This is a genomic window from Caulobacter flavus, assembly GCF_003722335.1.
Taxonomy (GTDB): Bacteria; Pseudomonadota; Alphaproteobacteria; order Caulobacterales; family Caulobacteraceae; genus Caulobacter; species Caulobacter flavus.
On the sequence record NZ_CP026100.1, the window covers coordinates 2,999,386 to 3,016,303 of the forward strand.

A 16,918-nucleotide genomic window follows, 5' to 3' on the forward strand; every position below is an offset into this window, starting at 1 on the left:
ACCACCTCGCCCAGAGGGGGAGGATCTAGTCCGCAAGATGCTCCCCCTCTGGGGGAGCTGTCGCGGAGCGACTGAGGGGGAGCGCCGCGCTCAGACCAACCCCGTCACCGGCCTGGCGCCGGCGCTGTCGACGAACACCTTCCGCTCCACGTCCGCCCGGTCGACGCCCAGATGGTCGATCAGCACGCCCTTGAACAGGCCGCGCATGTCCAGCGTCGGGGCCACGTCGCGGTTTTCGAACAGGGCGGTCTCCGACAGGGTGGGCCAGTCGCCGACGATGCCGCCGCGCTTCAGGGCCCCGCCCAGCAGCAGGGCTGTCGAGGCCGTGCCGTGGTCGGTGCCGCCGGTGCCGTTGACGCGGGCGGTGCGGCCAAACTCGGTGACGGCGACCACCACCGTGTTCTTCCATTCGGGGCCCAGGCCCTCGTGCAGGCCGTCGAGCACGGCGTCCAGATAGGTCAGCCGCGTGGCGATCTGACCGACCTGGCCGGCATGGGTGTCGAAGCCGTCCAGCGACAGGGCGGCGATCTGCGGGCCGTCGGCCTGGCGCATGAAGCCGGCAAGGGTCGAGCCCAGCTTGCGGGCGGCTTCCCGGCCCTGGCGGTTGTCGGCGGGACGGCCGCCCGGCCGGTTCATGGCGGGCGTCGACGCCGCCATCATCATGCCGCCCTCGGCAGGCGGAGCGGGGGCAGGAGCCAGGGCCGTCATCGCCGCCTGGGCCATGGCCTCGGTCTCCAGGCCGCGCGCGAAGGCCGGTCCCAGCAGCGGGTCGCCCTTGTAGAGGTCCTGCAGCAGGGTGGGCAGGCGCGCGGCCTCGTCCAGGCCCTTGCCCGGCGACCAGCTGGCGGCCTGCACCTTGCCGCGCAGGATCAGCGGCGCGGTGGTTCCCACCGACAGGGCCTCGGTCTTGCCCGGACCCATGACCTCCAGCGTGCGGTTCAGCCACCCGCTGTCGGCGCCATAGACCTTGGCCTCGCCGGTCTCGAGCACATCCTGGGCCTCGAAGTGCGAGCGGGCGCGGTCGGGCGTGGCGATGGCCGGGGCGATCCGCGCCTGGCCCTGCCGGGCCAGCGCGTGGACGGTGGTCAGCGACGGATGCAGGGCGAAGGTGTCGTCCAGCTTCAGCGCCGCTTCCGCCCCGACGGCGATGGGGCCGCGCAGGGCCGCGTAACCGGGATCGCCGATCGGCGGGGCGACCGACAGGCCGTCCATGCCGCCGCGGCAGACCACGACGACAAGCTTCTTGGCGCCGTCGGCGGCGTGGGCCTGGCGGCCGACGAAGCTGACGGCCACGCCCAGGCTGGCGGCGGCGGCCAGGAACGAGCGGCGCGAAGGCGGGAGGGAACGGTCGGTCATCGGCGTTGGAACTCCGGACTCATCACCAGCAGGGCGAAGGCTTCGCGGCGGGTTTCGGCGCGGGCGACGGCGCGGGCCGTGGGCTCGCTGAGCCGCGCGCCCAGCGCCGAGCGGGCCAGGGCGTCGGGATCGCGGGTGTCGGCCACGGCGGCGGCGAACCCCTGCGTCCACTGCATGCGCTTGACCAGGCCGTCGGGCGAGGCCCAGGCCCCCGCCTCGTCGGGCCAGCCCTTGGGCGAGGGCGGAGAGAACGGCTTCTGGCCCAGGCTGATCAGGATCGGGTTCAGCCGCTCGAAGGCCGCGGGGCGTCCGCCGACCGCGCGCCAGGTCGAGATCACGAACTCGTACGGGGTCTTGATCTTGGTCGGGGTCGGGTCCCAGGCCTCGGGCGCCTCGATCAGGGCCTTGGCCACCTCGTCGAGCTGGCCGCCGGTCTCGATCCAGCGCGTTTCCAGCCGCTTGACCAGGGCCGGCGGCGGATCGTCGGCGACGAAGTGGCGGGCGATCTTGCCGCAGACGTGGCGCGCCGTGCGCGGATCGGCCGCCAGCGCCTTCAGCACCGACAGGCCCTGGTTCTCGCCGCTCTGTGCGTAGGCCTTGCCGAGGATCGAGCGCGCGCCCGGCTCGTGGGTGTTGGCGCGGAACACGAAGGCGCCGATGTCCGGGTCCTGGGCGCGGCCGATGCTGAAGCCGGTCAGGGCGCGGGCGAACTCGGTGACGTCGGCCTGGCTGTAGCCGGCGTCGACGCCGACGGTGTGCAGCTCGAGGATCTCGCGCGCCAGGTTCTCGTTCAGGCCGGTCCGCCGGCCCTTGCGCGTCTGGTAGCGGGCCGCTGGGCTGCCCGGACCCACCGACTGGGCCTGGTCCAGGTAGGTCAGCATGGCCGCATGGGTGCTGGCCGCCAGCAGCATGTCCTCGAAGCGGCCGAAGGCGTGCGGGCGGATCGCCTCGCGCTCGAACGGCCCGATGACGATCGAGGCGGCCTGCTTGGTCTGCGAGACGGTGAAGTGGTTGGCGAAGAACAGCGCCCAGCGCTCGCGGAAGCTGGTCTCGGTGTCGGTGGCCAGCTGGGCGCGGGCCAGGAAGTCGCCGGTGGTCTTCTCCCGGATGTAGCGCTGGACGTCCTTCTGGGCCTCGGACTTGGCGTTGCGGTTGGGCGCGTCGACCACCGGGATCGACTTCGTGTCGTCGCCGGCGACCATCCGGGCGTCCTGGCGGGCGGCCCGGCGCTCCTGGCGAAGATCGGCGAAGGCGGCGTAGCGCACGGGCGCGCTCTCGCCGTCGTCCCTGGGCAGGTCGGCGCCCTCGCGGCGGATCTGGCTCTGCAGGAAGCCGCGCGGATCGCTCCGCGCCGCCTCGATCTCACCGGGCCGCGCGCCCAGGCCGAAGCGGGTGGCGGCGATGGCGGCCATCAGGTCGTTGGACGGCAGACTCAAGCCGGGCTCTCCCTTGCGATATGGCGTCCGATCGACCATTCAACGCGGTGGCTGCGGAAGTCCGTCGCCAGCCTTCCGTAAAAATGAGCCGTTCCCGTGTCCGACAAGCCCGACCTGATCGAAAAGCCGCGCCGCTTCTACAAGGCCGCGACCGCCGGCGAGGCCAAGGACGGCCTGTTCCCGGTGCTGCTGGACGGCCGCACGCCCAAGTCGCCGCAGAAGAAGCCGCTGGCCCTGCCGACCCAGGCCCTGGCCCAGGTCGTCGCCGACGAGTGGGAGGCCCAGGAGAAGGTCATCGACTCCACGGCCATGCCGGCCACGCGCCTGGCCTTCACCGCCATCGACCGCATCGCCGAGACCCGTGCCGAGGTCGCCCGCGAGGTCGCCGCCTACGCCGGTTCGGACCTGCTCTGCTACCGCGCCGACGGGCCCACGCCGCTGATCGAGCGCCAGGCCCGCGAGTGGGGCGCGATGCTGGACTGGGCCAAGGCCGAGCACGGCGTGGCGCTGGAGCCTGTCACCGGGATCATCCACGCCCCGCAGCCGCCGGCGACCCTGGCCGCCGTCGAGGCCCTGGCCCTGCGGCTCGACGACTTCTCGCTGGCGGGCGTGGCCTACGCCGCCGGCCTGCTGGGCTCGACGGTGCTGGCGCTCGCCCTGCGCGCCGGCCGCGTCACCGGCCAGAAGGCGCTCGACCTCTCGCGCCTCGACGAGATCTTCCAGGCCGAGCAGTGGGGAGACGACCACGAGGCCGTGACCCGTGCCGCCAACCTGGCCGTCGAGGCCGCCGTCCTGGAGCGGTGGTTCGCCGCCCTTCGCCGATGAGCACGGGCTGGTGAGGAGCGCGCTGGTCTACGTCCTGGCGGCCGTCTGCGAGATCGGCGGCTGCTTCGCCTTCTGGGCCTGGCTGCGGCAGGGGCGTTCGGCGCTGTGGACCATCCCCGGCGTCCTGGCCCTGATCGCCTTCGCCTGGCTCTTGACCCGCGTCGAGGCCGCCGCGGCCGGCCGGGCCTTCGCCGCATACGGCGGCGTCTACATCCTGTCGTCCATCGTCTGGATGCGGACGGTCGAGCAGGTGCGGCCAGACCGCTGGGACCTGATCGGCATGGCCGTCTGCCTGCTGGGCGCGGGCATCATCCTCTTTGGGCCCAGGGCCGCCTGAAGGCTGCGCCTTGCCAGCCCCGCCGGGGCTCTTTACGCCTTTGGGTCCAGTCCCTGCTTGGAGCCGAAGACCTTGCAACACATCCTGGAAGAGCTGGAGCGTCGTCGCGAGCAGGCGCGGGCCGGGGGCGGCGAGAAGCGGGTGGCGAGCCAGCACGCCAAGGGCAAGCTGACGGCGCGCGAGCGCATCGACCTGCTTCTGGACGAGGACTCGTTCGAGGAGTTCGACATGTTCGTCGAGCACCGGGGGACCGAGTTCGGCATGGCCGAGCAGAAGGTGCCGGGCGACGGGGTGGTCACCGGCTGGGGGACGATCAACGGCAAGGTCGTCTACGTGTTCTCCAAGGACTTCACGGTGTTCGGCGGCTCGCTGAGCGGCGCGCACGCGGCCAAGATCGTCAAGGTCCAGCGCCAGGCGATGAAGGCCGGCGCGCCGATCATCGGCCTGTTCGACGCGGGCGGGGCGCGCATCCAGGAGGGCGTCGACAGCCTGGCCGGCTATGCCGACATCTTCCTGGAAAACACCCTGGCCAGCGGCGTCATCCCGCAGATCAGCGTGATCATGGGTCCCTGCGCCGGCGGCGACGTCTATTCGCCGGCCATGACCGACTTCATCTTCATGGTGAAGGATACGAGCTACATGTTCGTCACCGGCCCGGACGTGGTCAAGACCGTCACCAACGAGGTCGTCACCGCCGAGGAGCTGGGCGGGGCCCGTGTCCACGCGGCCAAGTCGGGCGTGGCCGAGGGCGCGTTCGAGAACGATCTGGAGGCCCTGACCCAGGTGCGCCGGCTGGTGGACTTCCTGCCCTCGTCCAACCGCGAGAAGGCTCCCATCCGCCAGAGCTTCGACGACCCGCATCGCCAGGAGGCGAGCCTCGACACCCTGGTTCCCGCCGATCCGGGCAAGCCCTACGACATGAAGGAGCTGATCTCGAAGATCGTCGACGAGGCCGACTTCTTCGAGATCTCGTCCGAGTGGGCCAGGAACATCGTCTGCGGCTTTGCCCGGATGGACGGCCAGACCGTCGGCATCGTCGCCAACCAGCCGCAGGTGCTGGCCGGGGTGCTCGACATCGACAGTTCCCGCAAGGCCGCCCGCTTCGTGCGGTTCTGCGACGCCTTCGAGATCCCGATCGTCACCCTGGTCGACGTGCCGGGCTTCATGCCGGGCACCAAGCAGGAGTATGGCGGCCTGATCAAGCACGGCGCCAAGCTCCTGTTCGCCTATGCCGAGGCCACCGTGCCCAAGGTCACCCTGATCACCCGCAAGGCCTATGGCGGGGCCTATGACGTGATGAGCTCCAAGCACCTGCGCGGCGACTTCAACTACGCCTGGCCCACCGCCGAGATCGCGGTGATGGGGGCCAAGGGCGCGGTCGAGATCATCTTCCGCCAGGAGGCCAAGGATCCGCAGGCCCTGGCCGCCCGCGAGGCCGAGTACAAGGACCGCTTCGCCAACCCCTTCGTCGCCGCCAGCCGCGGCTATGTCGACGACGTCATCATGCCCCACGGCACCCGCAAGCGCATCGTCCGGGCCCTGCACTCCCTCAAGGGCAAGGTCCTCACCAACCCCTACAAGAAGCACGACAACATTCCGCTGTAGCGAACCTCCCCCTCTGGGGGATCGTTGCATAATGGGGTAAAACGAGAACGACTTTCCCCTTTTGATTCCGAACTGTTCTCGAACGGATTCTGGTCTGTTCTTCGACGTTCCGAATTTCGCAACAGTCCCCCTCTGGGGGAGGCGGCCGAAGGCCGGTGGGGGGCCGGTTTTCAGCTTCCGGAGCCCGGCCGGCTTCGAAAATATTCCCCCCACCGATCGCTTCGCGATCACCTCCCCCACGGGGGGACTGTTGCGAAATTCGGAACGTCGAAGAACAGACCAGAATCCGTTCGAGAACAGTTCGGAATCAAAAGGGGAAAGTCGTTCTTGTTTTACCCCATTATGCAACGATCCCCACGGGGGGAGGTTCCTCTTCCTCCGATAACGTTGATCTGCATCATCGCTTCGTGGTTGTGTGGCTCCTCGAAACTTCGGGGAGGGGGAACCATGAAGACGATGCGCTGGACGGGCCGGGGGATCGCGGCGCTCTGCCTGGCCGCCGCGCTGGGGCTTGGCGCCGCGCAGGCGCAGGAGCCGGCCCAGGCGCCGTCGCTGCAGAACGGGACCGTGACCTTCTCGGTCCCGCCCGCCACGCCCGTCCCGCAGACGACCGACGACGCCGGAAGCCTGACGGGCGACGCCCAGGACCGCGCCGAGGCGGCCGACCTGTCGGCGCTGGAGTACGAGACCATCTTCCGTATCCTGTTCGGCGTGCTGGCCATCGCGGTGGTGCTGGAATCGGCGCTCGCGGTGCTCTTCGGCTGGCGGGTGTTCCAGAACCACTTCAGCAGCCGCGGCCTGCGCACGCCCGTGGCGGTGATCGTCGGCTGGCTGGTGGCGCATGGCCTGAAGTTCGACGTGGTCGCCTCGCTCTACCAGGCGCTCTACGGCGGGCAGGGCGAGGTCTCGCCGCTGGGCGGCCTTGGCGTCTTCATCACCGGCCTGGTGCTGGCCGGCGGCAGCGCCGGAGTGAACAACATCCTGAGGGCCCTGGGCTTCCGCCGGATCGGTCCGGCCGAGGGCGCGACGCCGCGTCCGGCCGCCACCGAGGCCTGGTTCAGCGTCACTCTGCAGCGCAAGGACGCCGTCGGTCCGGTGCAGGTGCTGCTTCTGGGCGACGCCGGGCCCGCCGTCCTGGTGGGCATGGTCAGCGGCAAGGCGGCCCCGCCGCCCTGGGCGACCGACTTCGTCGCCAACGACATGCGCTTTCCGCCCGTCGCCGGCCACGTCCTTGCGCCCGGCGCGACCTACACCCTGCGGCTGGCCGGCGCCGACAAGGCCGGCACCCCGGTCCAGAAGGACTGGGGTCCGTTCACCCCCGGCGCCGGCGCGATCATCGACGTGTCGCTGACGCTCTGAGCCGGCGGCCGCCCGCCTAGGCCCGCAGACGGGCCTCGGCCAGGTCGAGCTCTCGCGTCAGCTTGGCCTGGGCCGCGCCGTGCACGGCGCGCTGGCGCAGCAGCTTGTGCAGGGCCTGGCGTTCGGCCTGCAGGGCGACGAGGCGCACCTCCTTCTCGAAGCCGCGGCTGCGGCGGGCGGCCTGCGCCACCTCGCCGGTCTGGGTCAGGCCGTCCAGGCGGTCGCGATAGATGTCGACCACCCGGGCCGAGGCTGCCTGGAAGTCGGCGTCGGCGGCGTGGGGCGAGGACGACTGCATGTGCTCGACCGCCTGCACGGCGGCGATGGCCAGGGCCGCGCGGGCCTGCTCGGCCTGTTCGAGGGCGGCGGTGTCGGGCGGCAGTTGCAGGTTCTTCATCAGCAGCGGCAGGGCGATGCTGGAGATCAGCAGCGACAGCACGATGACGCCGGCGGCCAGGAAGATGGCCAAGTCCCGGGCCGGGAAGGCCTCGCCCGCGGCGGTGACCAGCGGCAGGGTCAGCACGCCAGCCAGGGTGATGGCGCCGCGCGCGCCGGCGCAGGCCGTGGCGGTGATGATCTTCCAGTCCGGGCTGACCGGATGGTCGCCGCGCCGGCGGGCCCGCAGCAGGGTCAGCTTCAGCGAGCCCCACACCCAGGCGAAGCGCAGCACGCCCAGGCTCAGGGTGATGGCCACGACATAGATCGCCAGCCACCAGGGCTCGTGATGGCCCGTGGTGCGGACGGTCTCGACCGCTCCGGCCAGGATCGACGGCAGCTGTTCGCCCAGCAGCACGAAGATGACGCCGTTGGCGGTGAACTGCAGGGTGTCCCACACCATGTTGCGGCGCACCCGGGTGGCGGCCACGGTCTGGCGGGCCACTTCCGAGAAGCTCATGGCCACGCCGGCGGCGACGGCGGCCAGGATGCCCGAGGCGTGCACCCGCTCGGCCAGCAGGTAGGCGGCGAACGGGATCAGCAGGCTGACCAGGGTCTGGGGACCGGCGTCCTCGGCGCCGGCGCGGGTCAGCCAGGCGTTGAGGGTGGTGACGACCAGGGTGGTGACCACGCCGATGGCGATGCCCGCCAGGGCCACCCAGGCGAAGTTTAGCACCGCCTCGTGCAGCACGAAGCTTCCGGTCAGGGCCGCGGCGATGGCGAAGCGCAGGCACACGAGGCCCGAGGCGTCGTTCAGCAGCGACTCGCCCTCGAGGATGTGCATCAGCCGCTTGGGGATCGGCACCCGCTGGGCGATGGCCGAGACGGCGATCGGGTCGGTGGGCGAGATCACCGCGGCCAGAGCGAAGGCCACGGCCAGCGGCATGGACGGGATCATCCAGTGGACCAGGAAGCCCACCCCGACCACCGTCAGCACCACCAGCCCGAGCGCCAGTTCCAGGATGATCGGCAAGTCCTTGAAGAACTCGTCCTTGGGAATGCGCCAGCCGTCGAGGAACAGGAGCGGCGGCAGGAACAGCAGGAAGAACAGGTGCGGGTCGAGCGAGACCGGCGTCGGCGTGACCAAGGCGATCAGGGCGCCCAGGCCGATCTGCACCAGGGGCGCGGGCACGGCCAGGGGGAGGAACCGGGCGGCCGCGCCGCTCAGGACGACGGCGGCCAGAAGGGCCAGGACGATCTCGACAGTCTGCACGCTCACCTCACGACCATTGAAGTCGCGGTTACCGTAGGGTGATGCGTCCGGGGATGCGACCCATAAAGGCCCCCGCTCGCGGATCGGCCGGAGCGGGGGCAGGGAGGAGGAGCTTCAGGCGTCGACGGTGGCGCGCGCCGAGGTCGAGGCGTTGAGGCCGGCGTTGATCGCCTCGGCGTAGTCGGCCGGCGTCGGGCCGCCGCCGGGCTCGGTCGAGAAGATGCCGCTGCTGTTCCACAGGAAGCCGCCGGTGATGCCCGTGCCGGCCAGCTGCGCGAACGCCTGCTGGATGGAGGACGGGCCTTCGCCCTGGGCGCCTTCGACCGCATAGCCGGGCACGATGAAGGCGTAGGGATCGGTGACGCCGGTGTCGGGCGTCTGCTGCACGGCCTGGGCCCATTGGGTCGGCGAGTTGTTCGCGCCGCCGGCGTAGCACTGCAGGTTCATCCACTTGACGATCTGCCGCTGGCCGTTCTGGGCGTAGACGTCCGCCAGGCAGCCGGTCCAGAAGCTGTCGGCCGTGTAGGGGCAGTAGGTGGCGTAAAGGCCCAGCGACCCGACGTCGAGCGTCAGGGTGACGATCATGTTCTGGGCGTCGTTGCCGTAGACGCCCTCGTAGTCGAAATCGACGCCGGTGATCCCGAAGGCCGCCTGCAGGACGGCCAGGTTGGCCTTCACCTGTTCGCGCGCGCCCAGCCACGCGGTGAAGTCGCTGGTGGTGCCCCAGGCGCCGACCGAGACCAGCAGGTCGCGCACGCTGCCGCCGCTCATCAGCTGCTTGACCAGGGCCGGATAGTCCGGGTTGACGCCGCTGGAGCCGTCGGTGGCGTACTGGATCTGGCCTTTGCTGACGAACAGCGTGTCGTTCAGATAGAGGTCGCCGCCGTCGTGGATGTGGATCGACCACAGGATCACGGTGGTGACGCCCTGGTTCAGCTGCTGCGCCTGAGTGGCGTAGGGCACGGGCGGGGTGGGATAGCCGTCCTGGAACAGGCCGTTGCCGTAGATGGCGATGGGATAGGCCGACATGACGTTGCCTCCGGCTCGGGAATGAGCGGGGGCACGCTATGAAGGCGTGCAATTTCAGGGTGTGATTTTATTCACTCTCGCAAAAAGTTTATATGGCGCAGCTTGCGCTACAGGTCGAACCGCACGCCCTGGGCCAGGGGCAAGGCGCCGGAATAGTTCACCGTCGCCGTCTGGCGGCGCATGTACTGCTTCCAGGCGTCCGAACCGCTCTCGCGCCCGCCGCCGGTCTCCTTCTCGCCGCCGAACGCCCCGCCGATCTCGGCGCCGGACGGGCCGATGTTGACGTTGGCGATGCCGCAGTCGCTGCCCCAGGGGCCCAGGAAACTCTCGGCCTCGCGCACGTCGTTGGTCATCACGCAGGACGACAGGCCCTGGGGGACGTCGTTCTGCATCGCCACGGCGTCGTCGAAGTCGGCGTAGGGGACGACGTAGAGCAGGGGCGCGAAGGTCTCGCGGGCCATGCCGGCGGTCGGGGCGGGCAGGCGGGCGACTGCCGGACGGACGTAGAACGCCTCGGGCGTCTCGGCCTCGCGCAGGCGCTCGCCGCCGGTCACCCGCGCGCCGTCGGCCCGGGCCTGGTCGAGGGCGTGGACGAAGGCGTCGTGGGCGGCCTTGTCGACCAGCGGACCCAGCAGCACGCCCTCCTGGCGCGGATCGCCGGCCGGCAGGCGCGCGAAGGCCGCCTCGACGGCGTCGGCGACCTTGTCGACCAGGCTCTCGTGCACGATCAGCCGGCGCAGGGAGGTGCAGCGCTGGCCGGCCGTGCCGGCGGCCGAGAACACGATGGCGCGCAGGGCCAGCGACAGGTCGGCGCTGGGCGTCACGATCATGGCGTTGTTGCCGCCCAGCTCGAGGATCGAGCGGCCGAACCGTTCGGCGACGACCGGAGCCAGGGCCTTGCCCATGCGGGTCGAGCCGGTGGCGCTGACCAGGGGGATGCGCGGATCGCGGGCCAGGCGCTCGCCGGCGTCGCGGCCGCCGATCACCACGCACGACAGGCCGGCGGGCGCGTCCTCGCCGAAGCGGGCGACGGCGCGGTCGAGCAGGGCCTGGGTCGCCAGCGCCGTCAGCGGCGTCTTCTCCGACGGCTTCCAGATCACCGGATCGCCGCAGACCAGGGCCAGGCACGCGTTCCAGGCCCACACGGCAACCGGGAAGTTGAAGGCGCTGATCACCGCCGCCGGCCCCAGCGGATGCCAGGTCTCGCGCATGGCGTGGCCGGGGCGCTCGGAGGCGATGGTCAGGCCGTGCAGCTGGCGCGACAGGCCCACGGCGAAGTCGCAGATGTCGATCATCTCCTGCACCTCGCCGGCGCCTTCGGAGGCGATCTTGCCGGCCTCCAGCGTCACCAGCGCGGCCAGGTCGCCCTTGGCGGCCCGCAGCTCCTCGCCCAACAGCCGCACGAGCTCGCCCCGGCGCGGGGCCGGCACGCAGCGCCAGGCGCGGAAGGCGCGGGCGGCGCCGGCCACCTTGGCTTCGATGGCCTTGGCGTCGTCGAAGGCGACATGGGCCAGCGTCGAGCCGTCGACGGGCGAGCGCACGGCGGTTCCGCCGTCGGCCGAAAGGCCCGTGACGCCCAGGCGGGCCAGGATCTCGCGGGCATGGGCGGCGGGAGAGGGCAGGGGCTTGGACATGCCCCATGGACGCGCCGCGCGCCCGCCGGGTCAAGACCTCCCGACATCCCGGCCGGCGGCGCCCGTTCGGGTTGACGCCGCGACGGGGCGCCTTCAAATGACGGGCTCCTGGAGGGGCGGGGAGCTCGACTCGCGAGATGGACGATCAGGTCGCCTTGCAACAGGGACTGCTGACGCGGGTGGAGGGCTTGCGCGCGCGCGTCGACCGCCGCCTGGCCGAGCTGGCGCCCGCGCCCGGAACCGCGCCCGACCGTCTGGTCGAAGCCGTGCGCTATTCGCTGCTGGCCCCGGGCAAGCGCTTCCGCCCGATGCTGACCCTGCTGGCCGCCGAGGCCTTCGGCGCCAACGAAGGCGCGGCTCTCGACGCGGCCTGCGCCTTCGAGATGATCCACGCCGCCTCGCTGATCCTCGACGACCTGCCGGCCATGGACGACGCGGGCCTGCGCCGGGGGCTGCCCACCATCCACCGCGCCTTCGACGAGGCCACCGCCATCCTCGCGGGCGTGGGCCTGCTGAACCAGGCCTACGCCGTGATCGCCGCCGACAAGGGACTTTGCGGCGACCTGCGGGCCGAGGTCTGCGCGCGCGCCGCCGAGGCCGTGGGCTTCATGGGACTGGTCGCCGGCCAGGCCCGCGACCTGCTCGACCGCGACCAGTTGCGCGACATGTCCGAGATCGACCGGCTGAACCACGAGAAGACCGGCGTGCTGATCATCGCCGCCGCTCAGGTCGGGGCCCTGATCGGCGGCGCCGACGCGGAGGCCGTCGGGCAGGTGGGCGAGTTCGCCCGCCGTGTGGGCCTGGCCTTCCAGATCCGCGACGACCTGATCGACGCCGAGGGCTCGGTCGAGGCCGCCGGCAAGGACACCGGCAAGGACGCGGCCATGACCACGGCCGTCTCGCGCCTGGGCGTCCCGGGCGCTCGTGCGGCCATGGAAGAGCACCTGGCCGCGGCCGAGGCGGCCCTGGCCGCGGCCGGCGGCGGCGGGCTGCTTGGCGCCTACGCCGGACGACTGTTCGCCGCGCGCAAGGCGGCGGCGTGAAGCCAGAGCCCATTTCGACGGCCCCCATTCTCGTGGCTGAAGGCGTCGTCCGGTCCTATGGCGACCGGCGCGTGCTGAAGGGCGTCGACCTGTCGCTGCGGCCGGGCGAGATCTACGCCCTGCTGGGCCACAACGGCGCGGGCAAGACCACGCTGGTGCGGGCCATCTGCGGCCGCCTGAAGCCCGACGCCGGGACCGTGCGCCTGAACGGCGCCGATCCGGCCCGCGTTCCAGCCGCCCGCGCGGGCCTGGGCCTGGTTCCGCAGGAGATCGCCCTCTACGCCAACCTGTCGGTGCGCGAGAATATCGAGACCTTTGCGACGCTGGCTGGCGTGCCGCGCGCCAAGGCGCCGACGGCTGTGCGCCGGGCGATGGAGCTGACCCGCACGCTCGACCGCGCCGACGCGCCGGTGCGGACCCTGTCGGGCGGCTTCCAGCGCCGGGCGAACATCGCCGCCGCCATCGTCCACGAGCCGACTCTGCTGATCCTCGACGAGCCGACGGTCGGGGTCGACATCGACGCCCGCGAGGCCGTCGACGCCGTCATCCGCGACCTGCGCGGCCTGGGCGTGGCGGTGCTGATCGTCACCCACGACCTCGACCAGGCCGGGGCGATCGCCGACCGCGTCGGCTTCCTGCGCGACGGGGCGATGGTGCTGGAAGGTGAGCCGCGCGCCCTGGTGGCCGAGGCCTTCGGCGACCAGATGGAAATCCTGGTGCATCTCGCCGAGGGCCTCGACATGGCCGGCGAGATCCATCTGGCGGCCGAGGGGCTGGAGCCGACCCGCCGACCCGGCGTCTGGTCCCGCCTGGACAGCGGCGGCTACGGCGCGGCGGGGCGGCTGGACACGCGTCTGCGCCAGCTGGGACTGGCCCCCCGCGAGATCCGCGTGCGCCAGCCGTCGCTGGCCAACCTGTTCAGCCTCGTGGCCGAGCGGAAGGCCGCATGAGGACGCGCGTCGCGATGGCCCTGGCCATGATGCGGGTCATGGCGCTGGAGCTGTGGCGCGACCGCGCGGCCCTGGTCATGACCTTCCTGCTGCCGCCGCTGGTGTTCCTGATCTTCTCGTCGGTGTTCGCCGGAACCTCGGGCGACAACCTGCAGCCTAAGCTGGCCGTCGCCGACCTCGCCCGCACCGACGCCTCGCGCCGGGTCGCCGCGGCCCTGCTGAAGAGCCCCGAGCTGCGCGCCGAGACCGCGCCGGACGCCGCCGCGGTGCGGGCGCGGGTCAAGTCGGGCCAGGTCGACGCGGGCCTCGTCATCCGCGCCGATCCCGCCCAGCCGGGCAAGCCGTTCCTGATCGTCGCCGACCCGTCGCGCGCCGTCGCCGCGCCGCTGGCCCAGGCCCGCACCCAGCAGGCCCTGGCCGCCGCCGCGCCCGACGCGGCCCTGCGCCGTTCGGTCGACTCGGTCGCGCCGGCCCTGGGCGACCTGACGCCCGTGCAGTCGGCCCGCATCGAGGCCGCGGCCGAGCAACTCCGGGCCAAGCCTCAGGCCGTGAAGGACGACCTCTTCGATCGCGAGGAAATCGCCGGGGCCCGCAAGGGCGGGGCGGTGATCGCCTACTATGCCGGGGCGGTGATGATCCTGTTCGCGCTGTTCTCGGCCATGCAGGGGGCGCTGTCGCTGATGGAGGAGCGCCGCGCCGGCGTCGCCGACCGCCTGCTGGCGGGCGTGGCCGGCATGGGACCCGTGGTCACCGGAAAGTTCCTGTTCCTGACCGCCCAGGCGATCGTCCAGGCGGTGATGATCTTCGTGGTCGCCCAGACCGTCTACGGCGTCGAGGCGGCCCAGCACTTCCTGCTCTGGCTGCCCACCACCCTGGCGGCCGGCGTGTGCTCGGCGGGGCTGGCATTGGGGCTCGTCTCGCTGTGCCGCACGCGCGACCAGGCCCAGATGCTGTCGACCTTCGTGATCTTGGTGCTGGCGGCGATCGGCGGCAGCATGGCCCCGCGTTTCCTGATGCCCGCCTGGCTGCAGAGCCTGGGCTGGTTCACACCGCACGCCTGGGTGATCGACGCCTATCAGGCGGTGCTCTGGCGCGACGCCGGCGTCGCGGCCGTGTATAAGGCCTGGATCGTGCTGGTCGCCGTCGGCGCGGCGGGCCTGATCCTGGCCCAGGCCCTGTCGCGCGATCCGCAGCGCTGAGGGCCGGTAGAGTAGGGAAGCGATGGTCACCTTCGGACTCAAGGTCGCCCTGTTCCTGGGGGCCTTCGCCTTCATGGAAGGCTTCGCCTGGTTCACCCACAAGTACGTCATGCACGGCTTCGGCTGGGTGTGGCACCGCTCGCACCACGAGCCGCGCCACGGCGCCTTCGAGTTGAACGACCTGTTCGCGGTGGTCTTCGCCGCCCCCGCCATCGTCGCCATCTGGTTCGGGACCAACGGCGGCATGCCCTGGCTGCTGCCGGTCGGCCTGGGGATCACGGCCTATGGCGCGGTCTATTTCATCTTCCACGACGGCATGGTGCACCAGCGCTTCAAGGTTCCGCTGGGCAAGTCGGCCTACTGGAAGCGCCTGATCCAAGCCCACCGCATCCATCACGCGGTCCACACCAAGGAAGGCGCGGTGTCGTTCGGCTTCCTGCTGGCCCGGCCGATCCGCGAGCTGAAGGCCAAGCTGCGCGAGCGGGGCGTCCAGGCCTGATGCCGCAGCTGCTTGTCGAGGTTCTGTGGAAAGGCCTGCTGGGCGGGCTCGTCACCGCCCTGATCGTGCTGGCGTCAAAGAAGGGTAACGTCCTGCCCGGCATCCTGCCGCTGGCGCCCACCTTCGCGATCATCGCCCTGCTGGCCGTCGGCTCCAAGGGCGAGGCGGGCGGCTTCCGCGCCGCGTGTCTGGCCGGCGCCAAGACCATCCCGGCCTATCTCGTCTTCCTGGGCGCGTCGTGGCTACTGGTCGACCGGGTGGACTACCGCCTGGCGATCCTGGGCGGGGTGGCGGCCTGGCTGGTCGCGGCCCTGGCGATCTTCCTGGCGCCGAAGTTCCTGTAGAACGAAAAGGCCCGCCCTCGTCGCCGAGGGCGGGCCGCTCTTCAAGCCTTCAGCGTGTTACTCCGCGCCGCCGGCCTTGCGGTAGTCGAGCGGGGGCTTCCGGTCGCCGACCATGGCCTTGTACTGGAAGCCGTCGCCGCGACGGGCGTTCAGCTCGGCCTTGGCGTCGGCGATCAGCTTGGGGTTCATGAACAGCTCAGCGCCGGTGATCGACAGGGTCTTGGCCGCGACGGCCGCGCCCTTGAGGCCGATCGACGAGCCGGCCGCCGCCACGTTCTGCCAGCTGTGGCCGGCCGAGCCCGGGACGAAGGTCGCCGTCGACAGGCCCACGGTCGGCGTCACCCACGAGATGTCCGACACGTCGGTCGAGCCGCCGACGCCGCCCTTGGTGTCGGCCGGGGCGTAGGACTGCACCTTGCCCACCGAGGCCAGGTCGCCGCCGCCGCCGTTGAGGCTCTTGGCCAGGGTCTTGGCGAACTCGGTCTCTTCCGGCGTCCAGGTGATCCCGCCCACGCTGGTCAGGCTGTCGTGCATCACCTTGCCCAGCACGTCGTTGGGCAGCAGGTTGTAGACGCCGCCGGTCTGCTCGAACTCGACGGTGGTCTCGGTGGCCATGGCCGCGCCGTCGGCCGCTTTCTTGATGCGGTCCATGACGCTGACGACGATCTTCGGATCGCTGTTGCGGACGTAGTAGTAGACCTCGGCGAAGTCGGGCACCACGTTCGGGGCCTTGCCGCCGTTGGTGATCACGTAGTGGATGCGGGTGCCGTCGGGGATGTGCTCGCGCATGAAGTTGGCGGCGGTATCCAGCACCTCCACGCCGTCCAGCGCCGAGCGGCCGGCCCACGGCGCGCCCGAGGCGTGCGAGGACTTGCCCCGGAAGCGGAACTTGCCGCTGATGTTGGCCATCGAGGTGCCCTGGCGGGCCGAGTTCTCGTTGCCCGGGTGCCAGTGCAGCGTCACGTCGACGTCGTTGAACAGGCCTTCGCGCACCATGTAGACCTTGCCCGAGCCGCCTTCTTCGGCGGGCGTGCCGTAGACGCGGACCTCGCCCTGCACCTTGTTCTGGATCATCCATTCCTTGAGGGCGACCGCGCCGGCCACCGAGGCCGCGCCGAACAGGTTGTGGCCGCAGCCGTGGCCGTTGTCGGTTTCAGGGCGCGGGGTCTTGGTCGGGGCGGCGGCCTGCGACAGGCCCGGCAGGGCGTCGAACTCGGCCAGGATGGCGATCACCGGGCCCTTGCCCTGCTTGAAGCTGGCGACGAAGGCGGTCGGCTCGTCGGCGACGCCGGCCTTCACCGTAAAGCCCGCGGCCTTCAGCTGGTCCTGCAGCACGACCGTGCTCTTGGTCTCCAGATAGCCCAGTTCGGCATAGTCCCAGATCTTCAGTGCGGCTTCGTTCATCTGCGGGGTGTAGGCGTCGACGTTCGCCTTCAGCTGGGTCTTCTGCGCGGCGTTCAGCGGCGCGGCGATGGCGCTGCTGGCCATCAGCATGGAAACACCGACCAAGCCGGCGGCGGCGGTCTTGAGGATCGAAGTCACGAAAAGCCTCCCTGCGAACGGCGCGAACGGCGCCGCTGTCCTAATCATGACGCAGGGCGGATGCGGTTCCTCAACCTGGGAGGGGAGAAAGTGGGGCGTCGCGCCTGTTCTC

Annotated in this window: 15 protein-coding genes; 9 read left to right on the forward strand and 6 right to left on the reverse strand. The window is 71.2% G+C overall.

What is annotated here, in order from left to right; genetic code table 11:
- Window positions 1-90 precede the first annotated feature (90 nt).
- Together C1707_RS13825 and C1707_RS13830 are read right to left on the reverse strand one after the other, a co-directional pair.
- On the reverse strand, window positions 91-1,356 hold the full coding sequence (locus C1707_RS13825; protein ID WP_101715843.1) for a DUF1501 domain-containing protein: 1,266 nt from the start codon (window positions 1,354-1,356) through the stop codon (window positions 91-93).
- Complete coding sequence (locus tag C1707_RS13830) at window positions 1,353-2,792, reverse strand: DUF1800 domain-containing protein (RefSeq protein ID WP_240633693.1); 1,440 nt, start codon at window positions 2,790-2,792, stop codon at window positions 1,353-1,355. The genes C1707_RS13825 and C1707_RS13830 overlap by 4 nt, the downstream gene beginning before the upstream one ends.
- Window positions 2,793-2,888: 96 nt before the next feature.
- Between C1707_RS13830 and C1707_RS13835 the strand changes: the two genes are divergently transcribed.
- From C1707_RS13835 to C1707_RS13850, 4 genes are all read left to right on the forward strand, one after another.
- Window positions 2,889-3,617, forward strand: a complete 729-nt coding sequence (locus C1707_RS13835; protein WP_101715845.1) for an ATP12 family chaperone protein — start codon at window positions 2,889-2,891, stop codon at window positions 3,615-3,617.
- A 10-nt stretch (window positions 3,618-3,627) separates the two neighbouring features.
- Complete coding sequence (locus tag C1707_RS13840; protein ID WP_101715846.1) at window positions 3,628-3,954, forward strand: YnfA family protein; 327 nt, start codon at window positions 3,628-3,630, stop codon at window positions 3,952-3,954.
- A 72-nt stretch (window positions 3,955-4,026) separates the two neighbouring features.
- The gene (locus C1707_RS13845; protein WP_123170754.1) at window positions 4,027-5,559 is read left to right on the forward strand and encodes an acyl-CoA carboxylase subunit beta; all 1,533 of its coding nucleotides are present in this window, start codon (window positions 4,027-4,029) and stop codon (window positions 5,557-5,559) included.
- Window positions 5,560-6,006: 447 nt separating this feature from the next.
- Window positions 6,007-6,918, forward strand: a complete 912-nt coding sequence (locus C1707_RS13850; RefSeq protein ID WP_101711936.1) for a hypothetical protein — start codon at window positions 6,007-6,009, stop codon at window positions 6,916-6,918.
- A 16-nt stretch (window positions 6,919-6,934) separates the two neighbouring features.
- Here C1707_RS13850 and C1707_RS13855 read toward each other — a convergent pair whose 3' ends face one another.
- The 3 genes from C1707_RS13855 to amaB form a co-directional block, all read right to left on the reverse strand.
- Window positions 6,935-8,566, reverse strand: coding sequence for a Na+/H+ antiporter (locus C1707_RS13855; RefSeq protein ID WP_180896905.1), 1,632 nt, complete (start codon window positions 8,564-8,566; stop codon window positions 6,935-6,937).
- Window positions 8,567-8,680: 114 nt separating this feature from the next.
- Window positions 8,681-9,595 (reverse strand): hypothetical protein, encoded by a 915-nt coding sequence (locus C1707_RS13860; RefSeq protein WP_101711935.1) that lies wholly within the window; start codon window positions 9,593-9,595, stop codon window positions 8,681-8,683.
- A 107-nt stretch (window positions 9,596-9,702) separates the two neighbouring features.
- A complete protein-coding gene (amaB, locus tag C1707_RS13865) occupies window positions 9,703-11,229 on the reverse strand; it encodes an L-piperidine-6-carboxylate dehydrogenase (protein WP_101711934.1) in 1,527 nt (508 codons plus the stop codon).
- A gap of 137 nt (window positions 11,230-11,366) precedes the next feature.
- Here amaB and C1707_RS13870 point away from each other — a divergent pair, with 137 nt between their 5' ends.
- The 5 genes from C1707_RS13870 to C1707_RS13890 are packed head-to-tail and all read left to right on the forward strand — an operon-like array spanning window position 11,367 to window position 15,264.
- Window positions 11,367-12,272 (forward strand): polyprenyl synthetase family protein, encoded by a 906-nt coding sequence (locus tag C1707_RS13870; RefSeq protein WP_101711933.1) that lies wholly within the window; start codon window positions 11,367-11,369, stop codon window positions 12,270-12,272.
- The gene (locus tag C1707_RS13875) at window positions 12,269-13,222 is read left to right on the forward strand and encodes an ABC transporter ATP-binding protein (protein ID WP_240633694.1); all 954 of its coding nucleotides are present in this window, start codon (window positions 12,269-12,271) and stop codon (window positions 13,220-13,222) included. Before C1707_RS13870 ends, C1707_RS13875 begins: the two co-directional genes overlap by 4 nt.
- The gene (locus C1707_RS13880; protein WP_101711932.1) at window positions 13,219-14,421 is read left to right on the forward strand and encodes an ABC transporter permease; all 1,203 of its coding nucleotides are present in this window, start codon (window positions 13,219-13,221) and stop codon (window positions 14,419-14,421) included. Before C1707_RS13875 ends, C1707_RS13880 begins: the two co-directional genes overlap by 4 nt.
- 22 nt (window positions 14,422-14,443) lie before the next feature.
- A complete protein-coding gene (locus C1707_RS13885; RefSeq protein WP_101711931.1) occupies window positions 14,444-14,920 on the forward strand; it encodes a sterol desaturase family protein in 477 nt (158 codons plus the stop codon).
- Window positions 14,920-15,264 (forward strand): GlpM family protein, encoded by a 345-nt coding sequence (locus C1707_RS13890; protein ID WP_101711930.1) that lies wholly within the window; start codon window positions 14,920-14,922, stop codon window positions 15,262-15,264. Before C1707_RS13885 ends, C1707_RS13890 begins: the two co-directional genes overlap by 1 nt.
- 57 nt (window positions 15,265-15,321) lie before the next feature.
- Here the strand turns inward: C1707_RS13890 and C1707_RS13895 are convergent, their stop codons facing one another.
- Entirely contained in the window at window positions 15,322-16,806 is a 1,485-nt protein-coding gene (locus tag C1707_RS13895) for an amidohydrolase (protein WP_338032054.1), read from the reverse strand.
- Window positions 16,807-16,918: the final 112 nt, after the last annotated feature.